Source organism: Streptomyces sp. NPDC012474, assembly GCF_042955185.1.
Classification (GTDB): domain Bacteria; phylum Actinomycetota; class Actinomycetes; order Streptomycetales; family Streptomycetaceae; genus Streptomyces; species Streptomyces cahuitamycinicus.
Map to the genome: position 1 here is coordinate 137,768 of NZ_JBIBEP010000016.1, position 24,045 is coordinate 161,812.

At 71.9% G+C, this 24,045-nt stretch carries 21 protein-coding genes and 1 tRNA gene; 4 read left to right on the forward strand and 18 right to left on the reverse strand.

The features are described from left to right. Nucleotide 1 precedes the first annotated feature (1 nt). From secD to pgsA, 12 genes are all read right to left on the reverse strand, one after another. The gene (secD, locus tag ACFY9S_RS29795; RefSeq protein WP_391134195.1) at nucleotides 2-1,771 is read right to left on the reverse strand and encodes a protein translocase subunit SecD; all 1,770 of its coding nucleotides are present in this window, start codon (nucleotides 1,769-1,771) and stop codon (nucleotides 2-4) included. 215 nt (nucleotides 1,772-1,986) lie between these two features. Further along, complete coding sequence (yajC, locus tag ACFY9S_RS29800) at nucleotides 1,987-2,478, reverse strand: preprotein translocase subunit YajC (RefSeq protein WP_391134198.1); 492 nt, start codon at nucleotides 2,476-2,478, stop codon at nucleotides 1,987-1,989. 184 nt (nucleotides 2,479-2,662) lie between these two features. After that, nucleotides 2,663-3,733, reverse strand: a complete 1,071-nt coding sequence (gene ruvB, locus ACFY9S_RS29805; protein WP_391134201.1) for a Holliday junction branch migration DNA helicase RuvB — start codon at nucleotides 3,731-3,733, stop codon at nucleotides 2,663-2,665. Between the two features lie 45 nt (nucleotides 3,734-3,778). Next, nucleotides 3,779-4,384: a Holliday junction branch migration protein RuvA gene (gene ruvA / locus ACFY9S_RS29810; RefSeq protein ID WP_391134204.1), complete on the reverse strand. Its 606-nt coding sequence runs from the start codon at nucleotides 4,382-4,384 to the stop codon at nucleotides 3,779-3,781. Further along, nucleotides 4,381-4,920 (reverse strand): crossover junction endodeoxyribonuclease RuvC, encoded by a 540-nt coding sequence (gene ruvC / locus ACFY9S_RS29815; protein ID WP_097215554.1) that lies wholly within the window; start codon nucleotides 4,918-4,920, stop codon nucleotides 4,381-4,383. Before ruvC ends, ruvA begins: the two co-directional genes overlap by 4 nt. A 198-nt stretch (nucleotides 4,921-5,118) precedes the next feature. Next, nucleotides 5,119-5,871 (reverse strand): YebC/PmpR family DNA-binding transcriptional regulator, encoded by a 753-nt coding sequence (locus tag ACFY9S_RS29820; protein ID WP_102909692.1) that lies wholly within the window; start codon nucleotides 5,869-5,871, stop codon nucleotides 5,119-5,121. 48 nt (nucleotides 5,872-5,919) lie between these two features. After that, on the reverse strand, nucleotides 5,920-6,528 hold the full coding sequence (gene pdxT / locus ACFY9S_RS29825; RefSeq protein WP_391134208.1) for a pyridoxal 5'-phosphate synthase glutaminase subunit PdxT: 609 nt from the start codon (nucleotides 6,526-6,528) through the stop codon (nucleotides 5,920-5,922). A 13-nt stretch (nucleotides 6,529-6,541) separates the two neighbouring features. Next, nucleotides 6,542-7,447, reverse strand: coding sequence for a pyridoxal 5'-phosphate synthase lyase subunit PdxS (gene pdxS / locus ACFY9S_RS29830; RefSeq protein WP_031139038.1), 906 nt, complete (start codon nucleotides 7,445-7,447; stop codon nucleotides 6,542-6,544). Between the two features lie 136 nt (nucleotides 7,448-7,583). Further along, nucleotides 7,584-8,126, reverse strand: coding sequence for a hypothetical protein (locus ACFY9S_RS29835; protein WP_102909694.1), 543 nt, complete (start codon nucleotides 8,124-8,126; stop codon nucleotides 7,584-7,586). A gap of 75 nt (nucleotides 8,127-8,201) precedes the next feature. Then, on the reverse strand, nucleotides 8,202-9,365 hold the full coding sequence (locus ACFY9S_RS29840) for a glycosyltransferase (RefSeq protein WP_391134211.1): 1,164 nt from the start codon (nucleotides 9,363-9,365) through the stop codon (nucleotides 8,202-8,204). Beyond that, nucleotides 9,362-10,270 (reverse strand): phosphatidylinositol mannoside acyltransferase, encoded by a 909-nt coding sequence (locus ACFY9S_RS29845; protein ID WP_391134214.1) that lies wholly within the window; start codon nucleotides 10,268-10,270, stop codon nucleotides 9,362-9,364. The genes ACFY9S_RS29840 and ACFY9S_RS29845 overlap by 4 nt, the downstream gene beginning before the upstream one ends. Beyond that, nucleotides 10,267-11,076: a phosphatidylinositol phosphate synthase gene (gene pgsA, locus ACFY9S_RS29850; protein WP_391134380.1), complete on the reverse strand. Its 810-nt coding sequence runs from the start codon at nucleotides 11,074-11,076 to the stop codon at nucleotides 10,267-10,269. The genes ACFY9S_RS29845 and pgsA overlap by 4 nt, the downstream gene beginning before the upstream one ends. A gap of 223 nt (nucleotides 11,077-11,299) precedes the next feature. Between pgsA and ACFY9S_RS29855 the strand changes: the two genes are divergently transcribed. Continuing rightward, on the forward strand, nucleotides 11,300-13,498 hold the full coding sequence (locus ACFY9S_RS29855; protein ID WP_391134217.1) for an elongation factor G-like protein EF-G2: 2,199 nt from the start codon (nucleotides 11,300-11,302) through the stop codon (nucleotides 13,496-13,498). Nucleotides 13,499-13,669: 171 nt separating this feature from the next. Then, nucleotides 13,670-15,337, forward strand: coding sequence for a hypothetical protein (locus ACFY9S_RS29860; protein WP_391134220.1), 1,668 nt, complete (start codon nucleotides 13,670-13,672; stop codon nucleotides 15,335-15,337). A 169-nt stretch (nucleotides 15,338-15,506) separates the two neighbouring features. On the opposite strand, the gene ACFY9S_RS29865 is transcribed toward ACFY9S_RS29860, so the two are convergent. From ACFY9S_RS29865 to ACFY9S_RS29880, 4 genes are all read right to left on the reverse strand, one after another. Further along, nucleotides 15,507-16,064, reverse strand: a complete 558-nt coding sequence (locus tag ACFY9S_RS29865; RefSeq protein WP_161364015.1) for an HIT domain-containing protein — start codon at nucleotides 16,062-16,064, stop codon at nucleotides 15,507-15,509. A 65-nt stretch (nucleotides 16,065-16,129) separates the two neighbouring features. After that, entirely contained in the window at nucleotides 16,130-18,106 is a 1,977-nt protein-coding gene (thrS, locus tag ACFY9S_RS29870; RefSeq protein WP_391134223.1) for a threonine--tRNA ligase, read from the reverse strand. A 92-nt stretch (nucleotides 18,107-18,198) separates the two neighbouring features. Further along, the gene (locus tag ACFY9S_RS29875) at nucleotides 18,199-19,428 is read right to left on the reverse strand and encodes a hypothetical protein (RefSeq protein ID WP_391134226.1); all 1,230 of its coding nucleotides are present in this window, start codon (nucleotides 19,426-19,428) and stop codon (nucleotides 18,199-18,201) included. Then, complete coding sequence (locus tag ACFY9S_RS29880) at nucleotides 19,425-19,991, reverse strand: DUF4365 domain-containing protein (RefSeq protein WP_102909702.1); 567 nt, start codon at nucleotides 19,989-19,991, stop codon at nucleotides 19,425-19,427. The genes ACFY9S_RS29875 and ACFY9S_RS29880 overlap by 4 nt, the downstream gene beginning before the upstream one ends. Nucleotides 19,992-20,161: 170 nt before the next feature. Here ACFY9S_RS29880 and ACFY9S_RS29885 point away from each other — a divergent pair, with 170 nt between their 5' ends. Beyond that, nucleotides 20,162-20,890: an exonuclease domain-containing protein gene (locus ACFY9S_RS29885; protein WP_391134383.1), complete on the forward strand. Its 729-nt coding sequence runs from the start codon at nucleotides 20,162-20,164 to the stop codon at nucleotides 20,888-20,890. A 59-nt stretch (nucleotides 20,891-20,949) separates the two neighbouring features. Here the strand turns inward: ACFY9S_RS29885 and ACFY9S_RS29890 are convergent. Next, nucleotides 20,950-21,021, reverse strand: a tRNA-Val gene (locus ACFY9S_RS29890). 39 nt (nucleotides 21,022-21,060) lie between these two features. Beyond that, nucleotides 21,061-21,507 carry an SRPBCC family protein gene (locus ACFY9S_RS29895; RefSeq protein ID WP_391134229.1) on the reverse strand — a complete coding sequence of 149 codons (447 nt, stop codon included), beginning with the start codon at nucleotides 21,505-21,507 and terminating at the stop codon, nucleotides 21,061-21,063. Nucleotides 21,508-21,604: 97 nt separating this feature from the next. Between ACFY9S_RS29895 and ACFY9S_RS29900 the strand changes: the two genes are divergently transcribed. After that, complete coding sequence (locus ACFY9S_RS29900; protein WP_391134232.1) at nucleotides 21,605-23,989, forward strand: SCO7613 C-terminal domain-containing membrane protein; 2,385 nt, start codon at nucleotides 21,605-21,607, stop codon at nucleotides 23,987-23,989. The last annotated feature ends 56 nt before the right edge of the window (nucleotides 23,990-24,045 follow it).

Consider the following 24,045-nt stretch of genomic DNA (forward strand, 5'->3'; position numbering starts at 1 on the left):
CTCAGGCCTCCTTCGGGTCGACGGGGGCGGCGGGGCGGCGGGTGCGGCGCAGCGGCGGCTGGGCGCCCAGGCTCTTCGGGTCGAGGCCGGACCACTTGTGGCCGTTCGCGAAGAACGGGCGACGGGCCATCAGGGTGAGCAGCGGCTTGGTGAAGAGGAACACGACGACCACGTCGAGCAGGGTGGTCAGGCCGAGCGTGAACGCGAAGCCCTGGACCTTGCCGACCGTGACGAGGAAGAGCACCGCGGCGGCCAGGAACGACACGAAGTCTGAGACCAGGATGGTGCGCCGGGCGCGCGGCCAGGCCCGCTCGACGGCGGGGCGCAGCGAGCGGCCCTCTCGGATCTCGTCGCGGACGCGTTCGAAGTACACGATGAACGAGTCCGCCGTGATGCCGATGGCGACGATGGCACCGCAGACGGCCGGCAGGTTCAGCGCGAAGCCGATGGCCGGGCCGAGCAGGGCCATGAGCGTGTAGGTGAGGGCGGCGGAGACCAGCAGCGAGAGGATCGCGATGAACGACAGACCGCGGTAGTAGGCCAGCAGGTAGATGACGACCAGCGCGAGACCGATCGCGCCGGCGATCAGCCCGGCCTGCAGCTGGTCACCGCCCAGCGCGGCGGTCACGGTCGTCATGCTGTCGACCTTGAAGGTCAGCGGCAGCGCGCCGTACGACAGCATGTTGGAGAGGTCCTGGGCGGACTGCTGGGTGAAGTTGCCGGAGATCTCGGCGTTGCCGCCGGTCAGGGCCTGGCGGACGAAGGGGTCGGAGACGACTGCGCCGTCCAGCACGATCGCGAACTGGTTCTGCGGGGACTGGTTCTGCGCCAGCTTGCCGGTGATGTTCGCGAACTTCTTGGCGCCGCCGTCCGTGAAGTCCATCGTGACGGTCCAGCCCGCACCGGTCTGGGTGTTCAGGACGGCCTGGGCCTTGTCGACGTCCGTGCCGTCGACCTCGGCGGGGCCGAGGATGTACTTCTGCCACTGTTCCTGCGAGTTCTTGCCACAGGCCAGCGTCGGCTCGGAGGCCTTGACGCCGTCACCCACGGTGGCGCGGGTCTTCTCGTCGGTGCAGTCGAGCTTGGCGTACTTCGCCTGCAGCGCGCTCGCGTCGGCCTCGGCGCTGCCGCCGCTCGCCGACGGGGAGGGGTCGGCCTTGTCGCCCTTGTCCGAGGGGCCCGCGGAGGGCGTCGCGTCGGCCTTCAGCGCGTCCGTGACCGCACGGCCCTGCGTGGTGGAGGAGGCGGACGGGGACGCGGAGTCCTTGTCGGTGGCCTCGGGCTTGTCGGTGGCCTTGCCGGACGGCTTGTCCGTGGGGCTGCCGGTGGGGCTCGGAGAGGGGCTGGCCGCGCCCTTGCCGCCGGCGATCTCGGTGGCGAGGACCGGACGGAAGTAGAGCTTGGCGGTGGTGCCGACCTGCTTGCGGGCCTGCTCCGAGTTGGTGCCCTTGGGAATGTTGACGATGATGTTTTCCCGGCCCTGCGTCTGGACCTCGGACTCGGAGACGCCCAGACCATTGACACGGCGCTCCATGATGGAGACTGCGGTGTCCATGTTGGTCTTGTTGATCGCCGACTCGTTGCCGGCCTCGGGGACCGCGCGGAGCGTGATGCTCGTACCGCCGGCGAGGTCGATGCCGAGACGCGGCTTCGTGTGCCCCGAGGCGAACATCCCACCGGTGAGCGCCGCGATGGCGATCAGGATCAGGGCCAGCGAGCGCCCCGGCTTGCTCTGGGCGCTCGCGTTCCTGCCCTTTTTAGGTGTGGCCACCTTCTCGTACTCCCTCTCGGGCCACCTCGCTCCGGATCGGCGGACGGGCGGCCATGACATGGTGTCGGGACTCCGTGCGAGCTGGGCGTGGGCCCGGGGGGGGGGGGGGGGGGCGCCGCCCCCCCGGCGCGGGCGGGGGGGGGGGGGGGGGGGGGGGGGGGGTGGGGGGGGGGGGGGGGGCGGGCGGCCCCCCCCCCCCCCCCCCGGGCCCACGACTACTTCGCTTCGGAGTCGCCGTCGGTCTTCTTCGGCTCTGCGTCCGGCTCGGCCTCGGCCGCCTCGTCGGCCGGTTCATCGGCCGCGTCCTTCTTGCCGAGGTCGACGGCCTTGTCGTCAGCGGGGGCGTCGGCCGCGGAGTCACCGGTCTCGGTGAGGGAGGAGGCGTCGTCGGGGACGATGTCGGCGTCGGACTTCAGGTCGTGCTCGACGCCGTGGACGATGCGGTTGTACTCGTCGTCGGTGAGGACGGCGCCGATGGCGTTCTTGGCGAAGAGGAGATCGACGCCGGGCCCGGCGTCGACGAGGACGGTGTCCTCGTTGACCTCCTTGACCGTGGCGTACATGCCCCCGATGGTGCGGATACCGCTGCCGGGCTGCATCTGGTTCCGCATGTCGGCGGCGGCCTGCTGCTTCTTCTTTGCCGACCGGGTCATCAGGAACATGGCCCCGATGAGCACGATGAACGGGAGGAGGGTCAGGAGACTCACGGGTCGGTACTTCCTTCACACGACCGCGCTGTGAGCGGCCAGATGGTTGGGGGTGTGTACGCCGCCGACAAAGGCGGCATCGGCGGAGTCTAAGCGAGTCCGCGCGCAGGGAACAACGCTCAGCATGGCACCGGGGTTCCTGCTCCGGCCAATGACCTCGCCGCCCGGAGCCGTGACGGCGCCGTCACGCCCCGAACAGGTCCTGTTGTCCGTTTCCGGTGGTCTGGGACCCCGGCGGGGTGAGGCCGAGATGCGCCCATGCGGCGGGGGTGGCGACCCGGCCGCGCGGGGTGCGGGCCAGCAGCCCCTCCCGTACGAGGAAGGGCTCGGCGACCTCCTCCACGGTCTCACGTTCCTCCCCGACCGCGACAGCGAGTGTGGAGAGGCCGACCGGGCCGCCGCCGAACAGCTTGAGAAGGGCTTCCAGCACGCCCCGGTCGAGTCGGTCGAGGCCGCGCGCGTCCACCTCGTACACGGCGAGTGCCGCCGCGGCGATGTCCCTGGTGATCAGACCGTCGGCCTTGACCTGCGCGTAGTCGCGGACGCGGCGCAGCAGGCGGTTGGCGATGCGGGGCGTGCCGCGGGAGCGTCCGGCGATCTCGGCGGCGCCCTCCGGCTCGATCCCGACTTCGAGGAGGCTCGCCGAGCGGTGGATGACCCGCTCCAGTTCGGCCGGTTCGTAGAACTCCATGTGCGCGGTGAAGCCGAAGCGGTCGCGCAGCGGGGGCGGCAGCAGGCCGGCGCGGGTGGTGGCGCCGACCAGGGTGAAGGGGGGCAGCTCCAGGGGGATGGCCGTGGCTCCCGGGCCCTTGCCGACGATGACGTCGACGCGGAAGTCCTCCATCGCCATGTACAGCATCTCCTCGGCGGGCCGGGACATGCGGTGGATCTCGTCGAGGAAGAGGACCTCGCCCTCCTGGAGGGAGGAGAGGATCGCGGCGAGGTCGCCGGCGTGCTGGATGGCGGGGCCCGAGGTGATGCGGATGGGGGCGTCCATCTCGGCCGCGATGATCATCGACAGGGTGGTCTTGCCGAGGCCGGGGGCGCCGGAGAGCAGCACGTGGTCGGCCGTCGCGCCACGCGCGCGTGCGGCGCGCAGCACGAGGTCGAGCTGCTCGCGGACCTTCTCCTGGCCGATGAACTCGCCCAGGTCCTTGGGGCGCAGGGCGGCCTCGACGGCCTGGTCCTCACGGTCGGCGCCGGAGTCCACCAGGCGCTCGGCGGCGTCGGCGTCGGTCGTGTCGTCCCAGTTCATGGAGTGTGCCTCGGAATCTCGGTACGGGGGTGCGGACGGCTCGGACTAGCGGGCGCGGTTCAGCGTCTGCAGGGCCGCCTTCAGCAACTGCCCCACCTGGGGCGTGCCCTCGGCGGCCTCGGCCTGCGGTGTCACCGCGGTCACGGCCTCGTCGGCCTCCCGGGTCGCGTACCCGAGGCCGATCAGGGCCGCGTGCAGCTGGTCGCGCCAGCCGGTGCTGACCGGAGCCCCCACGGCCGGGGGGCCGACGGGCGCGCCGAGCCGGTCCTTCAGCTCCAGGAGCAGCTTCTGCGCGCCCTTCTTGCCGATGCCGGGGACGGCGGTCAGGGCCTTCTCGTCGGCGGTCGCGACGGCCCGGCGCAGGGCGTCCGGACTGTGCACGGCGAGCATGGCCTGGGCCAGCCGGGGGCCCACACCGCTGGCCGTCTGGAGCAGCTCGAAGATCTGCCGCTCGTCGTCGTCGGCGAAGCCGTACAGGGTGAGGGAGTCCTCGCGGACGACCAGGGAGGTGTGCAGCTTGGCCGGCCGGCCCATGCGGAGCGTGGACAGCGTGTTCGGCGTGCACTGGACGGCCATGCCGACACCGCCGACCTCGACGACCGCGGCGTCCGGAGCGAGTGCGGCCACTGTGCCGCTGACGAAGGCGATCATGCCGTCCGGCCTTTCGGTGCTTTGGCGGTGTGCAGGGCGACGGCCTGCTGGAGTCGGTTCTGCGCGGGGGCGCGCCAGATGTGGCAGATGGCGAGGGCGAGGGCGTCGGCCGCGTCGGCGGGCCTGGGCGGTGCGCTGAGCCGGAGCAGGCGGGTGACCATGGCCCCCACCTGCGCCTTGTCGGCCCGTCCGCTGCCGGTGACGGCCGCCTTGACCTCGCTCGGGGTGTGCAGCGCCACGGGGATGCCGCGGCGGGCGGCGCAGAGCATGGCGACGGCACTGGCCTGGGCGGTGCCCATCACCGTGCGGACGTTGTGCTGGCTGAAGACGCGCTCCACGGCGACGAATTCGGGCCGGTGCTCGTCGAGCCACTGCTCGATGCCCTGCTCGACGGCGACGAGGCGGTGGCCGAGGTCGGCGTCCGCGGGCGTGCGGACGACGCCGACGCCGATCATCGTGAGCGGCCGTCCGGCGACGCCCTCGACCACGCCGACACCACACCGGGTCAGCCCCGGGTCCACCCCCAGTACGCGCACGCGCCCTCCCCTTTTCGCGGCTGAACCGCCGCCGCTCTCGCGGACCTGGCTGAGCACCGTCGTGGTTCCTCGATGGAGGGTCGCGGTCCGTGGACGGTGATCTTTGGCTACGCCAGGCTATCCGTTGCCACCGACAACGACAGCGGGCCGGGAGACGTGTGTCCCCCGGCCCGCCGAGATCGCGGCATGCGCGGCGCGTTACGCGTCGACCTTCTCCATGACCTCGTCGCTGACGTCGAAGTTGGCGAAGACGTTCTGCACGTCGTCGCTGTCCTCCAGCGCGTCGATCAGCTTGAAGATCTTCTTGGCGCCCTCCTCGTCCAGCTCGACCTGCATGGTCGGGACGAAGTTGGCGTCGGCGGAGTCGTAGTCGATGCCGGCGTCCTGGAGGGCGGTGCGGACCGCGACCAGGTCGGTGGCCTCGCTGAGGACCTCGAAGCTCTCACCGAGGTCGTTGACCTCCTCGGCGCCCGCGTCGAGCACGGCGGTCAGCACGTCGTCCTCGGTCAGCTCGCCCTTGGGGACGATCACGACGCCCTTGCGGTTGAACAGGTACGACACCGAGCCCGGGTCGGCCATCGAGCCGCCGTTGCGGGTCATGGCGACGCGGACCTCGGAGGCGGCGCGGTTGCGGTTGTCGGTGAGGCACTCGATGAGCACCGCGACACCGTTCGGGCCGTAACCCTCGTACATGATCGTCTCGTAGTCGGCGCCACCGGCCTCGAGACCGCCACCGCGCTTGACCGCCGAGTCGATGTTCTTGTTCGGGACCGACGACTTCTTGGCCTTCTGGATGGCGTCGTAGAGCGTCGGGTTGCCCTCGATGTCGACGCCGCCCATGCGGGCCGCGACCTCGATGTTCTTGATCAGCTTCGCGAAGAGCTTGCCGCGCTTGGCATCGATCACGGCCTTCTTGTGCTTCGTCGTAGCCCATTTAGAGTGGCCGGACATCTGCCTGTCTCCTTCGCGTAACCCATCTCAGCAACGAACGCAGGAATCCTACAAGGACTCGGCTGCCCGGTTCGCGCGCACCATGTCGACGAACAGGGCGTGGACGCGGTGGTCGCCGGTCAGTTCCGGATGGAACGACGTGGCCAGCGCGGTGCCCTGACGGACCGCGACGATGTGGCCGTCGTGCTCGGCGAGCACCTCGGCCGCGGCGCCGACGGACTCCACCCAGGGGGCGCGGATGAAGACGCCCTCCACCGGGTCGCCCTCGACGCCCTGGACGCCGACGGCCGCCTCGAAGGACTCGTTCTGCCGGCCGAAGGCGTTGCGGCGCACGATCATGTCGATGCCGCCGATGGTCTCCTGACCCGAGCGCGGGTCGAGGATCTTGTCGGCGAGCAGGATCATGCCCGCGCAGGTTCCGTAGACGGGCATGCCGTCCCGCACGCGTGCGCGCAGGGGCTCCATCAGGCCGAACAAGACGGCCAGCTTGGAGATGGTGGTGGACTCGCCGCCGGGGAGGACGAGGCCGTCGACCTCGGCGAGTTCTTCGGGGCGCCGCACCGGCCTGGCCACGGCATCGGCCGCGGCCAGGGCGACGAGGTGCTCCCGTACGTCGCCCTGGAGGGCCAGGACGCCTATGACGGGGGTGTCGCTCATGGGTTCCTGTGCCTTACCAGCCGCGGTTGGCGTAGCGCTCGGCCTCGGGGAGGGTGTCGCAGTTGATGCCGACCATGGCCTCGCCGAGGTTGCGGGAGGCGTCCGCGATGATCTTCGGGTCGTCGTAGAAGGTGGTGGCCTTCACGATGGCGGCGGCGCGCTTGGCGGGGTCGCCGGACTTGAAGATTCCGGAGCCGACGAAGACACCCTCGGCGCCGAGCTGACGCATCAGGGCCGCGTCGGCGGGGGTGGCGACACCGCCGGCGGAGAACAGCACCACGGGGAGCTTGCCGAGCTCGGAGACTTCCTTGACCAGCTCGTAGGGGGCGCGCAGCTCCTTGGCGGCGGCGTAGAGCTCGTTGTTGTCGTAGCCGCGCAGGCGAGCGATCTCGTTCTTGATCTGGCGCAGGTGACGGACGGCCTCGACGACGTTGCCGGTGCCGGCCTCGCCCTTGGAGCGGATCATCGCGGCGCCCTCGGCGATGCGGCGCAGGGCCTCGCCCAGGTTGGTGGCGCCGCAGACGAACGGCGTGGTGAAGGCCCACTTGTCGGAGTGGTTGACCTCGTCGGCCGGGGTGAGGACCTCGGACTCGTCGATGTAGTCGACGCCGAGGGACTGCAGGACCTGGGCCTCGACGAAGTGGCCGATGCGGGACTTGGCCATGACCGGGATCGAGACGGCCTCGATGATGCCCTCGATCATGTCCGGGTCGGACATGCGGGCCACGCCGCCGTCCTTGCGGATGTCGGCCGGGACCCGCTCCAGGGCCATGACGGCGACGGCGCCCGCGTCCTCGGCGATCTTCGCCTGCTCCGGAGTGACGACGTCCATGATGACGCCGCCCTTGAGCTGCTCGGCCATGCCGCGCTTCACTCGGGCGGTACCGGTCTCGGGAGCCTGGTTTTCGGAGATGGACACGGGTGACCTCGCTGCTGGGAAAGGGGGTTTCTGCAGCACTGAGGAAACGCGAGAGAACCAGGCCACAGCAAGGGCCAATGAGAACGCCGTGGATCCTTTTGTGTCGGTCGGCCGGAAAACGCCGTGTGAACGGGGCTCAGGCGGCCCGGTCCACCAGGGCCACCGGAGGCTCGTCGTCCATTTCGAAGGCCATCGGGAAGGGCGCGTGACCGGCCAGGCGGAACCAGCGCACCTTGCGGTGCCGGCGCAGGGCCCGGGCCGCCCGTACGGCGTCGTTGTGGAAGCGCCGGGCCATCGGCACCCTGCGGACCGCCTCGGTGAGTTCGCGGGCCGCTTCCTCTCCCCCGGGCGCCTCGCGCACCGCCTCCACCTGCGGGGCCTCCCCGAAGACCGCCCTCAGCGCCTGGCTCAGGTCGCTCTCGGCGACCTCCCGCTGTTCCTCCTCGGCCTGCCGGGCGGCGTGCGCGGCCTCGTACAGCACGATCGAGGCGGCCGGGTCGAGGACCCCGGAGGTCGCCAGTTCCTGCGCCACCGAGGCCCGGCGCAGCAGCTGTGCGTCCAGGGCGGCCCGGGCGGCGTCGATCCGGGCATGGAGACGGTCGAGCCGGCCGGCGGTCCAGCTCAGGTAGAGCCCGACCGCGACCAGGGCGACGGCGATCCAGATGAGAGTGGTGGTCACGGGCGGCAAGGCTAGCGGCACGGGCGTCCTCGCCGTTCACCCCGCCCCGCCGGTGGCCGGCCGCCGGCCCCGGTGTCAGTCCCGGGCGAACCCCAGCCGCCCCCACAGCCCGGTCGTCCGCTCGTCCTCGGCGACCGCCGCCGCTCCGGCCGTCACCGTCTCGTAGACGGACAGGATGTCAGCGCCGACGGTCGACCAGTCGAAGCGCCGCACGTGGGCGCTCCCCCGCTCGCGCAGCTCCGCCAGCCGCTCCGGGTCGGCCAGGAGCCGTAGGGCCGCGTCGGCCAGGGCGTCGGCGTCCTCGTTGGGGAACAGTTCGCCGGCCGCCCCGCGGTCCAGGACCTGGGCGAAGGCGTCCAGGTCGGAGGCGAGGACGGGGGCTCCGGCGGACATGGCCTCGACGAGGATGATGCCGAAGCTCTCGCCGCCGGTGTTGGGCGCGACGTACAGGTCGACGCTGCGCAGGAAGCGGGCCTTGTCCTCGTCGCTGACCATGCCGAGGAACTCGACGCGGGAACGCAGCCCGGCCGGCAGGGACTCCACGGCCTCCTCCTCGTCGCCGCGCCCGGCGACCAGCAGCCGGGTCTGCGGGCGGGTGGCGAGGATCTTCGGAAGGGCCCTCATCAGCACCGGGAGTCCCTTGCGGGGCTCGTCGATGCGCCCCATGAAGCCGATCGTGTCGCCCTGCCACTCGGCCTTGGGCTCGGCCTCGGCGAAGAAGTCGACGTCGACGCCGTTCGGGATCACGACCGCGTCGCCGCCGAGGTGTTCCACCAGCGTGCGCCGGGCGTACTCGCTCACCGCGATCCGGGCGCTGATCTTCTCCAGGGCGGCCTGGAGGATGGAGTACGCGGCGATCATCGCGCGGGAGCGCGGGTTGGACGTGTGGAACGTGGCCACGATCGGGCCCTGGGCGGCCCAGCAGGTCAGCAGGCCCAGCGAGGGAGAGGTCGGCTCGTGGATGTGGATCACGTCGAACGCGCCGTCGTGCAGCCAGCGGCGTACCCGGGCGGCGCTCAGGAAGCCGAAGTTCAGCCGCGCCACCGACCCGTTGTACGGCACCGGCACCGCGCGCCCGGCCGAGACGACGTACCCCGGCAGCGGGGTGTCGTCGTCGGCGGGGGCCAGGACGGAGACCTCGTGGCCGAGGCGGAGGAAGTACTCGGCGAGGTCACGGATGTGGAACTGGACGCCCCCCGGTACGTCCCAGGAGTACGGGCAGACGATGCCGATCCTCACGTGGTTCCCTTCGCTGGATCGAGGTCCGCGAGCCACAGCCGCTGCAGCATGTGCCAGTCCTGCGGATGGTCGGCGATCCCCGTGGCGAAGGCGTCGGCCAGCGCCTGTGTCATGACGGACGTCTTCTCGGCGCGCGTACCCGACTCGGGCACGTCGACCGGCGAGTGGACGCGGCCCCGCATCACCGGCGAGTCGTCGTACCAGAGGGTGACAGGGAGCAGCAGGGCGCCCGTCTGCTGGGCGAGCAGGGCCGGTCCCGCCGGCATGCGTGCCGTGTCGCCGAAGAAGTCGACCTCGACACCGGAGGCGGACAGGTCGCGGTCGGCGACCAGGCAGACCAGGCCGCCGTCGCGCAGCCGCCGGGCCAGGGTGCCGAAGGCGGTGCCGCCGCTGTGCGGCAGGACCTCCATGCCGAGGCCCTCGCGGTAGGCGACGAACCGGTCGTAGAGCGTCTCGGGCTTCAGGCGTTCGGCGACCGTCGTGAAGGGGATGCCCAGCTTGGTGGTGACCCAGGCGCCGGCCAGGTCCCAGTTGGCGAGGTGCGGCAGGGCGAGGACGACGCCCTTGCCGGCGGCCAGGCCCTCGGTGAGGTGGTGCAGGTCCTTGACCTCGACGCCGCCCTTGATCCGCTCAGCGCTCCAGGCCGGGAGGCGGAACGACTCCATCCAGTAGCGCAGGTAGGAGCGCATGCCCGCGCGGGACAGCTCGGCGAGGCGCTCGGGGCTCGCGTCGGGCACCACGCGCGCGTAGTTGCTCTCCAGGCGCTGGACGCCCTTGCCGCGCTGCTTCCAGGCCAGGTCGGCGATGGTCCGGCCGAGCCGTACGGCGGCCGGCTCGGGGAGCTTCTTGACGGTGCTCCAGCCCAGGCCGTACAGCCCGTCCGTCAGCCGGTCCTGTGCGCTCACGTGGCCGCCTCGCTCCCGTGGGAGGCGTTCTGCTGCTTGCCTTCATTGTCCTGCGCGGGCGCCTCTTCCTGGACGGCAGCCGCCTCCCCGGCCTCCCCGGCCTCCCCGGCCTCCTCGGCTTCCTCGGCCTCCGCGGACTCGCGGCGGACCGTGACGACCCGCTGGATCAGCGTGACGAGGCTGCCCACGGCGACGATCCACAGGGCGACGGGCAGCAGGTACTGGATGCCGGGCACACCGAACGCGTGCAGGCCCGCGAGCCCGGCCGCGACCAGGGAGATCACCAGACGCTCGGCCCGCTCGACGAGCCCGTTGACCGCGACCGGCAGACCGATCGACTCGCCCCGGGCCTTGGTGTACGACACCACCTGGCCGCTGGCCAGGCAGAAGATCGAGACGGCGCACAGGACGAGATCGTCGCCACCACCGGCGTACCACAGGATGAAGCCGCCGAAGATCGCGCCGTCGGCGACCCGGTCGAGCGTGGAGTCCAGGAAGGCTCCCCAGCGGCTGGAACGGCCGAGCTGTCGGGCCATGTTGCCGTCGACGAGGTCGGAGAACACGAAGAGCGTGATCACGACCGTGCCCCAGAAGAACTCGCCCATGGGGTAGAAGACCAGCGCGCCCGCGACCACACCGGCGGTGCCGATCAGCGTGACGGTGTCGGGGCTGACGCCCCGCCGGATCAGAAACGCGGCGAACGGTGTGAGGACACGCGTGAAGAATGCACGCGCGTACTTGTTCAGCATGGCCTTCCCGAGGGTCGGTGTGGCCGTCTGGCCCCTGCTGGCCACCGGCTGGCCCATCGTAGTCACGCGCGCGCGGGGGCGAGGTGCGGGCACCCGCACCCCTTTCGGGGGAACCCGCGAGCCGCTGGTGGGCGGCGCGGTCACGTCGTTCGTATGGACGCACCGTGACGGGAGTGGGAAGGTCGAATGACCGCGGGCGTCGCCGGAGCCGCACCGCACCGCACGCGGATCCCGCGTGTCCGCGCCCACAGGGACCTCACCGTGCACGGGAGGCAGGATCATGGGCGACAAGGCACAGACACACCCTGGGGCCGCCGGCAGGGCACAAGCGGCCGACCACCCTCAGTCCGTACGGAATGTGGTGCTGGTCGGCCACTCCGGATCGGGCAAGACCACGTTGGTGGAGGCCCTCGCACTTACGGCGGGGGCGGTGAACCGGGCGGGCCGCGTCGAGGACGGCGGCACCGTCTCCGACTACGACGACATCGAGCACCGGCAGCAGCGCTCGGTGCAGCTCTCCCTGGTACCCGTCGAGTGGGACGGCATCAAGGTCAACCTTCTGGACACCCCCGGATACGCCGACTTCGTCGGTGAACTCAGGGCCGGTCTGCGGGCGGCGGACGCGGCCCTCTTCGTCGTCTCGGCCTCGGACGGTGTGGACGGCTCGACCCGCATGGTGTGGGAGGAGTGCGCGGCCGTGGGCATGCCCCGGGCCATCGTCGTCACGCACCTGGAGGCGGCGCGGGCCGACTTCGAGGAGATGACGCGGATCTGTGCGGAGGCGTTCGGCGCTGACGACCCCGACGCGGTCCTGCCTCTGTATCTGCCGCTGCGAGGCCCCGAGGCGCCCGACGGGCACGCGCCCGTCACCGGCCTGATCGGGCTGCTGTCGCAGAAGCTGTTCGACTACTCGACCGGCGAGCGCAAGGAGTCCGAGCCGGGTGAGGACCAGCTGCCGATGATCGAGGAGGCCCGCAACCGGCTGATCGAGGGGATCATCGCGGAGAGCGAGGACGAGACCCTCATGGACCGCTACCTCGGCGGGGAGCCGGTCGACGTCAGGACGCTGATCGAGGACCTGGAGCGGGCCGTGGCGCGCGGGGTCTTCTTCCCCGTCCTGGCCGCCGCCCCGGCCGGTGAGGGCGCCCGGCAGGGGCTCGGCACCGTGGAACTGCTGGAACTGATCACGCGCGGCTTCCCCACGCCGCTGGAGCACGACACGGTGCGGGTCACGACCATCGACGGCAAGCCGCGCCAGCTCAAACCCTGCGACCCGGACGCCCCGCTGGTCGCGGAGGTCGTGAAGACCTCCTCGGACCCGTACGTGGGCCGGCTGTCGCTGATCCGCCTGTTCTCCGGCACCCTGCGCGCCGACCAGACGGTCCACGTCTCCGGGCACGGGCTGGCCGACCGCGGGCACGAGGACCACGACGTCGACGAGCGGATCGGTGCCCTGTCCACACCGTTCGGCAAGCAGCAGCGCCCGGTGTCGCACGTCATCGCGGGCGACCTGGCCTGTGTGGCCAAACTGAGCCGCGCCGAGACCGGGGACACCCTGTCCGCCAAGGACGACCCGCTGCTCATGGAGCCGTGGCGGATGCCCGACCCGCTGCTGCCGCTGGCCATCCAGGCGCACAGCAAACCGGACGAGGACAAGCTGTCCCAGGGCCTGGCCCGGCTGGTGGCCGAGGACCCGACGATGCGGCTGGAGCAGAACCAGGACACCCACCAGATCGTCCTGTGGTGTCTGGGCGAGGCGCACGCCGACGTCGCCCTGGAGCGGCTGCGCAGCCGGTACGGCGTCCAGGTCGACGTCGTCCCCCACCGGGTGTCCCTGCGCGAGACGTTCGCGGACAAGTCGGCCGGCCGGGGCAGGCACGTCAAACAGTCCGGCGGGCACGGTCAGTTCGCGATCTGCGAGATCGAGGTCGAGCCGCTGCCCGGCGGGTCCGGCGTCGAGTTCGTCGACAAGGTCGTGGGCGGCGCGGTGCCCCGGCAGTTCATCCCGTCGGTGGAGAAGGGCGTACGGGCCCAGGCGGCCAAGGGAGTGGTGGCCGGGTATCCGCTCATCGACGTACGGGTGACCCTCCTGGACGGCAAGGCGCACTCGGTGGACTCCTCCGACGCCGCCTTCCAGACGGCCGGCGCCCTGGCGCTGCGGGAGGCCGCGGCCGACGCGCGGATCCATCTGCTGGAGCCGGTCGCCGAGGTGTCGGTGCTGGTCGGCGACGACTTCGTGGGCGCCGTGATGAGTGACCTGTCGGGGCGGCGCGGCCGGGTGCTGGGCACCGAGCAGACACCCGGCGGGCGCACCCTGATCCGGGCCGAGGTGCCCGAGATCGAGATCGGCCGGTACGCGATCGACCTGCGGTCGATGGCGCACGGCACGGCGGGGTTCAGCCGCCGGTACGCGCGCCACGAGCCGATGCCGCAGCAGGTCGCGGACCGGGTGCGTGAAGAGGAGCGCAAGGCCTCGTAGTTGGCGCCGGGCGCCACCAAGTGCCCCCCTGACGGCTCCTCTGCGCGGGGGCGGGCGGCTTGACAGGCCACCCGCCCCCGCCTGCCGGTCCGGACGGATACGCTGATGACCTGATCAACAGGTGTGCGGAGCGCGGAAGTCGGGAAGGCCGCAGATGCGGATGCGGCAGCGATGGGGGCGGCAGTGACGGACGGATTCGACTTCAGCCCTGGGGCCCAGGTGCCCCTGGCGGGTGCGAGCGGCCAGACGGCGGCGACCTACGCGCTGGCGGCGGCGGCGTACCGGGACGACGAGGTCACCAAGATCCTGGCCGCCGACAACGAGTGGCACCAGTCCAAGGTGACTCCCCCGCGCTCCTGGGCGAAGATCTTCCGCCCCCGGTTCGGCGAGGCCTTCTCCCGCGCGGTGATCGACCGGATGCTGGGGGCGGGGCGCAAGCCGGTCATCCAGTCCTTCGGCATCGAGCCCCAGGTCGTCGTGGAGCACTGCCTGGCCTCCCACCGCATCCGCCGCGACCGCGACAACTGGCTCTCGGCGATCACGGTGATCTGCGGAGTGCTCTTCCTGCCCGGTTTCCTCGTGTGGCTGCTGGTGTTCACGCTGCGCACCACCATGGCCAAACGCGAGGACAAGCGCGCGGGTGCGCTCGCCACCACCCTGCTGGTCGCCGTGGGCGCGCTGGCCGTGCTGTTCCTGATCCGCATGCCGTTCACGGGATTCTGGGCCCTGTACGGACGCGCGGCGGTGATCATGCCGGTCGTCGGCTGGTTCTGGGCGAAGCAGATCTGCGAGCGGACCGCCCGCGACCTGCGCGATCGCTGGTCGAGCCTGCTGTCGGGCGGTGGCGTGGGCGCCAAGATCCCCGAGGCCGTCCCCGGGAACCCCGGTGACGCGGCCGAGCAGGTCCGCAAGGAGCTGGCCCGGCTCGCCGCCGAGCAGCGGTCGAACTCGGTCTTCTACGCCGGCCCCAAGGGCATACTCGGCATGGGCACGCGCTGGGGCAGCTGGCAGCTGGCCGAGGAGCTGGTCTCCGCCGATCCGGGCAAGGATTTCCACCCGTTCCGCAGCTGGGACGTCATCGTGGCGATCCAGGGCGGTCTCGGCATGCTGGAGCGCACGTCCATCAACACCGGCGGCTTCCCCAAACCGTCCATCACGCACTGGGTCGTCACGCCGATCGGCGAGAAGGCGACGGAGGTGTCCCGGCCGAGCGGCACGGACGTCGACGCGTACACGGTCCGGACGCACGCCGTGCAGGACATCTGCAACAAGCAGCAGTTCGGCAGCGGCGACCGGCACTACCTGGGCGTGCAGTGGACCCTGTGGGACGGCCACCTGGTGATCACGATGCTGATCACGGTGACCGTGCTGCACGACACGCTGCGCATCGAGGTCACCGGGCACGCCCTGGGGCCGGTCAACCCGCTGTTCAACGAGAAGCCGGCGGCCAAGGAGAAGTCGGTGCAGAAGTCTCTCCGGTTCTGGGAGACCCGCACCGTCAAGCTCCCGCTGATCGACGCCGACGAGGTGGTACGACTGGCCGCGCGCGCCCCGCTGACCTGGTATCCGCCGCTGCTGAACTGGCTCGGCGGCAGCCTGACGCTGCCGGAGCCGTTCGGTCTGCGGCACGCGTGGGCCGACCAGCCGTGGCGGCACCGGTTCATGGCCGACGACGCGCTGCGGGCGGCCACGCCCGTGCTGCGGGTGGTGCATGCGGCGGCGCTGAAGGTGTTGCGGGAGAACGGGGTGGACGTGGAGAAGTTCGGGTCCAGGTCGTCGGCGCTCAGCGGGGCGGTTCAGGAGGCTTCGCCGAAGAAGGCGGACGTCTACGACGCGTAGGCAGATCGGCGCCGCCGCGGGCAGTCGTGCCGCTGGGGCGATGAGGGTCCCCCCTGCTCGAGCGAAGCCGAGAGCTTGGGGGAGGGTGGGCGCGGCGGCACCCCGCAGCGCCGGGCCGCGCGCCCACCCGGCAGTGCGACAAGCCGACTGTGCCGCCTGATGCCGCGCCTTACGAAGGCCAGGACTCCGCCAGCATCTTCCTCGTGTCCGCCAGGAGCTGCGGCAGCACCCGCGTGTGCCCCACCACCGGCATGAAGTTCGTGTCGCCGCCCCAGCGCGGCACGATGTGCTGGTGCAGGTGCGCCGCGATGCCCGCGCCGGCGACCGTGCCCTGGTTCATGCCGATGTTGAAGCCGTGTGCGCCGGAGGCCGTGCGCAGGGCCGTCATGGCCTGCTTGGTGAGTTCGCCGAGCTCGGCGGTCTCCCCCGCCGTGAGGTCGGTGTAGTCGGCGACGTGCCGGTAGGGCACGGTCATCAGGTGCCCGCCGTTGTACGGGTAGAGGTTGAGCACCGCGTAGACCTGCTCGCCGCGCCGGACGACGAGCCCGTCCTCGTCGGACTTGGCCGGGATCGAGCAGAAGGGGCAGCCGTCGCCGGCGCCCGGGCCGGTGGGCTTGTTCTCACCCTGGATGTAGGCCATCCGATGGGGCGTCCACAGACGCTGGAACGCGTCCTGCGTCCCCACTCCCAGCTGCTGCTCCGGCTCACTCGTCATGCAGTGCAGCATATGGCGTCGAGCTGGGGGGACGGCAAAGGCCCCCGGGAGCTCCCAGGGGCCCGTGCGGCGCGGGATCAGACCTGAGCGCGCTCCTCCACGACCTTCTGGATCTTCGCGATGGCCTCGTCGAACGGGATGCCGTTCTCCTGGGAGCCGTCGCGGTAGCGGAAGGACACCGACTCGTGGGACATGTCCTCGTCGCCCGCGATGACCATGAAGGGCACCTTCTGCTTCTGGGCGTTGCGGATCTTCTTCTGCATGCGGTCGGAGGAGGAGTCGACCTCGACGCGCAGGCCCTTCTTCTTGGCCTCCGCGGCGAACTTCTCCAGGTACTCCACGTGCGCGTCGCCGATCGGGATGCCGACCGCCTGGACGGGGGCGAGCCACGCCGGGAAGGCACCCGCGTAGTGCTCCAGGAGCACCGCGAAGAACCGCTCGATCGAGCCGAACAGCGCGCGGTGGATCATGACGGGGCGCTGCTTGGCGCCGTCGGGACCCGTGTACTCCAGGTCGAAGCGCTCCGGCAGGTTGAAGTCGAGCTGGATCGTCGACATCTGCCAGGTGCGGCCGATGGCGTCCTTGGTCTGGACGGAGATCTTCGGGCCGTAGAAGGCGGCGCCGCCCGGGTCGGGGACCAGGGGCAGGCCCTGCTTCTCGGCGACCTGGCGGAGCGTCTCCGTGGCCTCTTCCCAGGCCTCGTCCGAGCCGACGAACTTCTCCGGGTCCTTGGTGGAGAGCTCCAGGTAGAAGTCGGTCAGGCCGTAGTCGCGGAGCAGGCCGAGGACGAAGGTGAGCGTCTTGTCGAGCTCCTCCGACATCTGCTCGCGCGTGCAGTAGATGTGCGCGTCGTCCTGGGTGAAGCCGCGGGCCCGGGTCAGGCCGTGCACGACGCCCGACTTCTCGTACCGGTAGACGGTCCCGAACTCGAAGAGGCGCAGCGGCAGTTCACGGTAGGAACGCCCGCGCGCGTCGAAGATCAGGTTGTGCATCGGGCAGTTCATGGGCTTGAGGTAGTAGTCCACGCCCTCGTCGAGCTGCATGGGCGGGTACATGCCGTCGGCGTACCAGTCCAGGTGGCCCGAGGTCTCGAAGAGCTTCCCCTTGGTGGCGTGGGGGGTGTAGACGAACTCGTAGCCCTCTTCCTCGTGGCGGCGCCGCGAGTAGTCCTCCATGACCCGGCGGATGATGCCGCCCTTGGGGTGGAAGACGGCGAGGCCGGAGCCGATCTGCTCCGGGACGGAGAACAGGTCGAGTTCGCTGCCGAGCTTGCGGTGGTCGCGCTTCTCGGCCTCGGCGAGGAACTCCAGGTGTGCCTTCAGCTCGTCCTTGGTGGGCCAGGCGGTGCCGTAGATGCGCTGGAGCATGGGGTTCTTCTCGCTGCCGCGCCAGTAGGCGGCCGCGTTGCGCATCAGCTTGAACGCCGGGATGGCACGGGTCGAGGGCAGGTGGGGGCCCCGGCAGAGGTCCTTCCAGCACAGGTCGCCGGTCTTGGCGTCCAGGTTGTCGTAGATCGTCAGCTCGCCGGCGCCGACCTCGACGTCCGCGCCGTCGTCGTGCGAGGCGGAGCCCTTGAGGCCGATCAGCTCCAGCTTGTACGGCTCGCCGGCAAGCTCCTCGCGGGCGGCCTCGTCGGTCACCACTCGGCGGGAGAAGCGCTGCCCCCGCTTCTGGATCTCCTGCATCTTCTTCTCGATGGCCTTGAGATCCTCGGGCGTGAACGGCTTCTCGACGTCGAAGTCGTAGTAGAAGCCGTCCTTGACGGGCGGGCCGATGCCGAGCTTGGCCTCGGGGTGGAGCTCCTGCACGGCCTGCGCCATGACGTGCGCGGTGGAGTGGCGCAGGATGTTCAGGCCGTCCTCGGAGGAGATCTCGACGCCCTCGACCTCGTCGCCGTCGGCCAGGGCGTACGACAGGTCCCGGAGCTCACCGGCCACGCGCGCGGCGATGATCGAGCGCTCGCCGGCGAAGAGCTCGGCGGCCGTAGCGCCCGTCGTCACCACGCGTTCTTCCCGCTCGGAATCGCGCTGGATGATCACACGGACGTCTGACACCGGTCTCTCCTGACTGAAGGGGGCCGCGGGCGCCATACCGGAGCGCGCGCACGAGTAAGGATCGTACCGACCCGGGACGGCCCTTCGCGAAATCAGTCCCCGCAGTCCCCTCCGCAGGCCTCTTCGAAGAAGTCGAGGTTCTCGTGGAGCTCCTTCATCAGGCGGTCCCGCTCGGCGTCGTCGACCTGGACGGGGACGACCCCGTGGGCTCCCGTGAGGCGGCGGAACCCGTCCCGGCTCTCCAGCCGCCCCTGCACCCGGACCGGGAGCCCGACGAGGTGGGCGTGCCCGGCGATCCGGTACGCCTCCTCGTCGAGGGTCATCCGGACGTATCGCATGTCGGCCCCGGCCAGCACGCGCAGCCGTACGGTGCCGTCGCCGCGCGGCCCGGACCGGCGCAGCCGGACCACCGCTCCCGTGATGCGGACCGTGACGGCGGGTTCCTCGCGCAGGTAGCGGGCGCCCGCCTCACGCAGCACGGCCAGGTCGCCGGGCGAGAACTCGACGGGCTCGGCGGAGGGCGCGCAGCCCTGAGGGGCACCGGCCGCCGGCGCCCACTCGACGGTGATCCGGGCGCCCTCCGTGCCGCGGACGAGGGCGACGAGGGCCTCGGTGAGCTCGTGGCTCACGCCGGCCTCGACCGCCGCGTCGAAGGCGTCCATGCCGCCGGTGGCCCGCTGGTAGTCGATGGCCTCCCGGGCTGCGAACAGGGCCTGGTGGAGGCGCACCGCCAGGGGGCGGCCGCCCGCGACGGGCACGAAGGCGGTGAGCCGGCCGTCGGTGGCGGAGCCGACCAGGACGTGTCGCAGGGCCGCGGCGGCGGAGCGCCGGTGGCGGGCGCCGTGGTAGCCGGCCCGGGCGCGGGTGGCGAGGGCCGCGGCGAGCAGCATCCGGCGGGCGGCGCCGCGCAGCCGGTCCTCGACGGTCCAGGACGCGGCGCCGGCGGGCCCGGCCGGGACGTCGTGCCACCAGCGGATCTCGTCGCTGGGCACGGCGAGGGAGACGAGGACCTCGCGGGCGGACGGCGAGCCGTTGCGGGACAGGGCGAGCAGGGCCTCGCCGAGCAGGTCGTCGCTGTCGGGGAAGGCGCGGCTCTCGGGCACCAGGAGGCTGGTGCCGGAGCCGCCGGGTCCGGGCGGGGTCCAGCGGCCGTAGTGTCCGGGGGCGCCGCCGCGCCGCTGCCAGCCGTGCCGGCGCAGCAGGGCGCTCAGCACGGCCGGGTCGACGTCGACGGGCTCGGGCGGAGGGCCGCCGCTCCAGGGGGTGTCGACGGGATGGGGCCGCACGGGCCTCAGTGGCTCCTCGGTCGGGCGGTGCGTCACGGTTTCCCTCCCGTCCCGACCCGCGTCATGATCTCGCACAGGGCCCGGTCGTCGAAGATGCGTGAGGTCGGTATCCGCACGGTGGTGCGGCGGCGGCCGGTGATCGGCTGTCCTGCGAGATTGGTCCAGTAGCAGCAGTGCCTCAGGTCGAGCCGCTCGTGGCCGGCGCGCAGCCAGTCGTCCTGGGCGCGCGGCACCAGCATCACCACGAGGATCTTGTGCACCGACACGGGTGTGCGGGCCAGTTTCGCCAGGTGGTCGTTGTCGAGCGTGAAGGCGAAAGTGCGGCCCGGCGGGTTGGGCGGCACCTGGTACGTGGCCTTGAGCTGCACCTTGATGGTGACCTCGTCGTCGACCGTGTGCCCGGGTGCGCTGTGGCTGACGTGCCAGTCGATGCCGTTGTCGGGAAAAGGCTGGGAGAGCGAGCAGCCGGCGGCCGCCGCGACGGCGTGCAGATAGCCGACCTGCAGTGTCTCCATGCAGGCGGTGGTGGCGAGAGTGCCGCGGGAGGGAGCCGTGCGCTCGGGCAGCAGCCCGCCCCGTTCGGGCTGCGCTATGGCCATGGCCAACAGCCTTCCAGAACAAGTGATTCCCCGTTGCGAGCCGCTGAACTGCAACAACCCGTACTCCTGTTGTCTCCTTCCGGCGTACGGCGCAAACAGCCCGGGTATCACCGGATCGGGCAGCGGACGGTGCGTCAACTGCCGATGGTGAACGAGGGGTTGTGGTGGCTATGACGACGTGCTGGTACGAGGGGCCGCTGGCCGCCTTCGACACGGAGACGACGGGCGTGGACGTGGAGACCGACCGGATCGTGTCGGCCGCCGTCGTCGTCCAGGACGCGCCGGGCACCCGGCCGCGGGTGAGCCGCTGGCTGGTGAACCCGGGCGTGCCGGTGCCGGCCGAGGCGACGGCGGTGCACGGGCTGACGGAGGAGCACCTGCGGCTCAACGGCCGCTGGCCGGCGCCGGTGATGTACGAGATAGCGCAGGCGCTGGCCGAGCAGGCGCACGCCGGGCGCCCGGTCGTGGTGATGAACGCGCCGTTCGATCTGACCATGCTGGACCGGGAGTTGCGCCGCCACCGTGCCTCGGCGCTCGGCCGCTGGTTCGAGTCGGCGCCGCTGTCCGTGCTCGACCCGCGGGTCCTGGACAAGCACCTGGACCGCTACCGCAAGGGCCGCCGCACCCTGACCGACCTGTGCGCGCACTACGGCGTCGCCCTGGAAGGCGCGCACGACGCGGCGGCCGACGCCGTGGCGGCGCTGGAGGTCACCCGGGCGGTGGGCCGCCGGTTCGCGTCCCGGCTGGAGCGTCTCGCCCCGGGCGAGTTGCACACCCTGCAGGCGGTGTGGCACGCGGCGCAGGCGCGGGGCCTGCAGGCGTGGTTCGCGCGCAGCGGTGTGGACGAGGCGGTCGACCCGGCGTGGCCGCTGCGCCCGGACCTGCCGGCGGCGGCCTGAGTCGCGCCGTCCCGAGCATGAAAAAACCGGTCCGTCTGCGACGGACCGGCTGTTTCCGGTGGGCGATACTGGGTTCGAACCAGTGACCTCTTCGGTGTGAACGAAGCGCTCTCCCACTGAGCTAATCGCCCGGGAACGCACTGAACAATACAGGTCCGGGCACGCTTCCTTCAAACCGCTCGCAGGTGCCGGAGGAGTCCGCGCCGCCCCGACCGCATCATCAGCGCGTGGTTCGCGCGGAAGACGGGCCGTCCCGGTACGGCGAGCCGCCGCAGCAGCGGCTTGTGCACGCTGACGGCCTGGTCGTACCGCGCGAGACTGCCCGTGCCGTGCGGCGTGACCGTCCAGCGTGCCCAGCCCTCCATGTCCCCGGACAGCGCGGTCTCCAGCACGCCGGCCGCGGGATCGCGCCGCACCTCCCGCGCCGTGAAGGTCATGCCGTACGGCACGACGGAGCGGATGCGGATCACCCCGGTGGTGTCGTCGAGCCGGGTCACCTCCCGCACCTGGGGCCACCAGCGCGGGTAGTCCTCGGGGCGCTCCAGCACGTCGTACACGGTGGCGGGAGGCGCGGGCAGGGTCCACAGGCTGCGGAAGCGGTAATGGTTCCAGTCCATGGCGGAAGTCTGCCCAGTCGCGACTCGGACCGTCTGAGTACGCGCCTGAGTATCCGCACTCATGCCGCGCGAGGTGACGCGGACCACACTGCGAACCATGACCCACCTTCCGCCCCCGGCCGAGGAATTGCGGCTCCTCGATGCCGAACTCTGGCAACTGGACGCCCGCCGGGCCCAGTTGCTGACGCGTCGCGCCTGGCTGGTTGCGGCCCTGCACCAGACGCAGCAGCCGTCGCGGGCCCAGGCCTCGGCCCAGCCGCCGCCCGCCGCTGCGCCCCGCCCGGAGACGACCGCGCCCAGCGTTCAGAACCTGTTGCTGGTCCTCGGCGGTGTCCTGCTGACGCTGGCGGCGGCGGTGTTCACACTGGTCAGCTGGGGGCACCTGGGGATCGCAGGGCGTGCCCTGGTGCTCGGCGCGCTCACGCTGGCCACGCTCGCCGCGCCCATGGCGCTGCTGAAGCGGGGGCTGCGGTCGACGGCCGAGTCCGTGGCGGGCCTCGGGCTCGCCCTGACCGTCCTGGACGCCTACGCACTGCACGCGGCGGCCCTGCCCGGGACGGACGGCACGGCGTACGCGGCCGCCGCGTCCGCGGCGCTGACGGTGACCTGGTACGCGTACGGCCTGCTGCCGGTCACGGCCGCGCTGCGCCTGCCCCTGCCCTGCGCCCTGGCCGCGGCCCAGTTCCCGCTGCTGCTGTGGGCCCTGTCCGCCGGCGCCGGTGCGTACGCGATCACGGCCGCGCTGCTGGTGACGGCCGGGCTCGACGCGGTGGCGGTGCCGCGGCTGACGGCCGGCGCCGCGCGGATCACCGCGGTCGTCGGTGCGTACGGCATGGGCGGCTGGGGTGTTCTCGGTGCCGGGTGGCTGTCCTTGACGGCCGGCGGTCCGGGTGACGCTGCCCGTGCCGGTGCACTGCTCCTGCTCGCGGCGGCGATCGCCCTGGGTACCACCCGGAAGGCACCGGGCAGCAAGCACGCACTCGGCCTCGCGATCACGTCCGGGCTGCTCGTGGTGGCCGCAATCGGCGGGGTGGCCCGTTCCGGGGTGCCCTCGCAGTGGGCGGTTCCGGCTCATCTGGCCGTCGGTGTGGCCCTGTTGGGGGCGGTGCGGGCCGAACGGCTGCCGGACGTCATGCGCAGGGGCTTCGTGTGGGCCTCCGGTGTCGCCCAGGCGCTGGCGGTGCTGTGGACGCTGCCCGTCCTCGCCGTGGTGCTGCTGGGACCGGCCGGCCGGCTGGGCCGGGTGTGGAGTGGCGCTCCGGCGGACGCCCGAGCGGCGGTGGCCGCCGATGTGCCCTGGCCGCCGGACGCGGCAGTGGCCCCCCTGGTGCTGCTGGCCGTGGCTGCCGTTCTCGCTGCGGCGGTCCGCTCGCAGGAGCGGCGTGGGCGTGCCCGGCTGGGTTCCGTGGGGCTGGTCTGGGCCACGGCTCTGATGCTCCCCGCGGTCTTCGAGGCTCCGTACTCGGCGGGGATGCTGGTCCCGGGCGTCGTGACGGCGGTCGCCCTGTACGCGTGCCGGATCACGGAGGGGGCCGCGCAGGTCACGGCCCTCGTCCTCGCCCTGGTCACGGCCGTCGGCCTCACCCTGGTCTCGCTCGCCTCCCAGTCCGCGACCCTGGTCGTGCTGGCCGCGCTGACAGCGCTGTTCGCAGCGGCCTCGTGGCGGGCAGGCGTCGCCCCCTTCACAGCTCCGGCCGCTCTCGTGCACGCCACCGCGCTGGCCGCGGCGTCGGGTGCCGCGGCGGACTGGCCGCCGGCCCGAACCGCCCTGCCGGTACTGGCGGTCGCCGGTGCCGCCGCCCTGCTGGCGGCGCGCCTCGGCCCGTCCCGGACGACGGTGCCCGTCGAGGCCGTGGGCGCCGCCGTCGGTCTGTTCGGCGTGGCTCTCGCCGTCACCGACCCGCCGATGCTGGCTCTGGTGCTGGCCCTGTGCGGGGTGATCGCCGCGGGGACGGCCCTGCGCGACGGGCGCCGTCCCGTCGGCTACGCGGCCACGGCCCTGTTCGTGCTGGCCGCGTGGGTACGTCTCGCGGCCTGGGACGTCGGCACGCCCGAGGCGTACACGCTCCCGGTGACCGTCCCGGCGCTGCTCGTCGGCGCCCTGCGCCGACGCCGCGACCCGCATGCCTCCTCCTGGACGGCGTACGGCCCGGGACTCGCCGTCACGCTCCTGCCGAGCCTGGTCGCGGCCTGGGCGGACCCGCACTGGACGCGGCCACTGCTGCTGGGCGGTGCGGCGCTGCTGGTCACGCTGCTGGGTGCCCGGCACCACCTCCAGGCGCCGCTGCTGCTCGGCGGCTCGGCCCTCGCCCTGGTCACCCTGCACGAACTCGCCCCGTACGTCGTGCAGGTGACGGGGGCGCTCCCCCGCTGGGCACCTCCCGCCCTCGCCGGGCTCCTGCTGCTCGCCCTCGGGGCGACGTACGAGCAGCGGATCCGGGACGTCCGGCGGGTGCGGGCGGTCCTGGGGAGGATGGACTGACAGCTTCCGAGGCCGTCTCGACTGCGGACAAGTCCCGTGATGTCATACGTTCTCCG

Bases quoted from the DNA above. Each gene is read 5' to 3' on its own strand.
- ruvB (WP_391134201.1), bottom strand. From the start codon at position 3,733: ATGAACTGGGACGACACGACCGACGCCGACGCCGCCGAGCGCCTGGTG.
- ruvA (WP_391134204.1), bottom strand. From the start codon at position 4,384: ATGATCGCCTTCGTCAGCGGCACAGTGGCCGCACTCGCTCCGGACGCC.
- ACFY9S_RS29820 (WP_102909692.1), bottom strand. From the start codon at position 5,871: ATGTCCGGCCACTCTAAATGGGCTACGACGAAGCACAAGAAGGCCGTG.
- pdxT (WP_391134208.1), bottom strand. From the start codon at position 6,528: ATGAGCGACACCCCCGTCATAGGCGTCCTGGCCCTCCAGGGCGACGTA.
- pgsA (WP_391134380.1), bottom strand. From the start codon at position 11,076: ATGGGCCAGCCGGTGGCCAGCAGGGGCCAGACGGCCACACCGACCCTC.
- ACFY9S_RS29855 (WP_391134217.1), top strand. From the start codon at position 11,300: ATGGGCGACAAGGCACAGACACACCCTGGGGCCGCCGGCAGGGCACAA.
- ACFY9S_RS29860 (WP_391134220.1), top strand. From the start codon at position 13,670: ATGGGGGCGGCAGTGACGGACGGATTCGACTTCAGCCCTGGGGCCCAG.
- ACFY9S_RS29865 (WP_161364015.1), bottom strand. From the start codon at position 16,064: ATGCTGCACTGCATGACGAGTGAGCCGGAGCAGCAGCTGGGAGTGGGG.
- ACFY9S_RS29880 (WP_102909702.1), bottom strand. From the start codon at position 19,991: ATGGCCATAGCGCAGCCCGAACGGGGCGGGCTGCTGCCCGAGCGCACG.
- ACFY9S_RS29885 (WP_391134383.1), top strand. From the start codon at position 20,162: ATGACGACGTGCTGGTACGAGGGGCCGCTGGCCGCCTTCGACACGGAG.
- ACFY9S_RS29895 (WP_391134229.1), bottom strand. From the start codon at position 21,507: ATGGACTGGAACCATTACCGCTTCCGCAGCCTGTGGACCCTGCCCGCG.
- ACFY9S_RS29900 (WP_391134232.1), top strand. From the start codon at position 21,605: ATGACCCACCTTCCGCCCCCGGCCGAGGAATTGCGGCTCCTCGATGCC.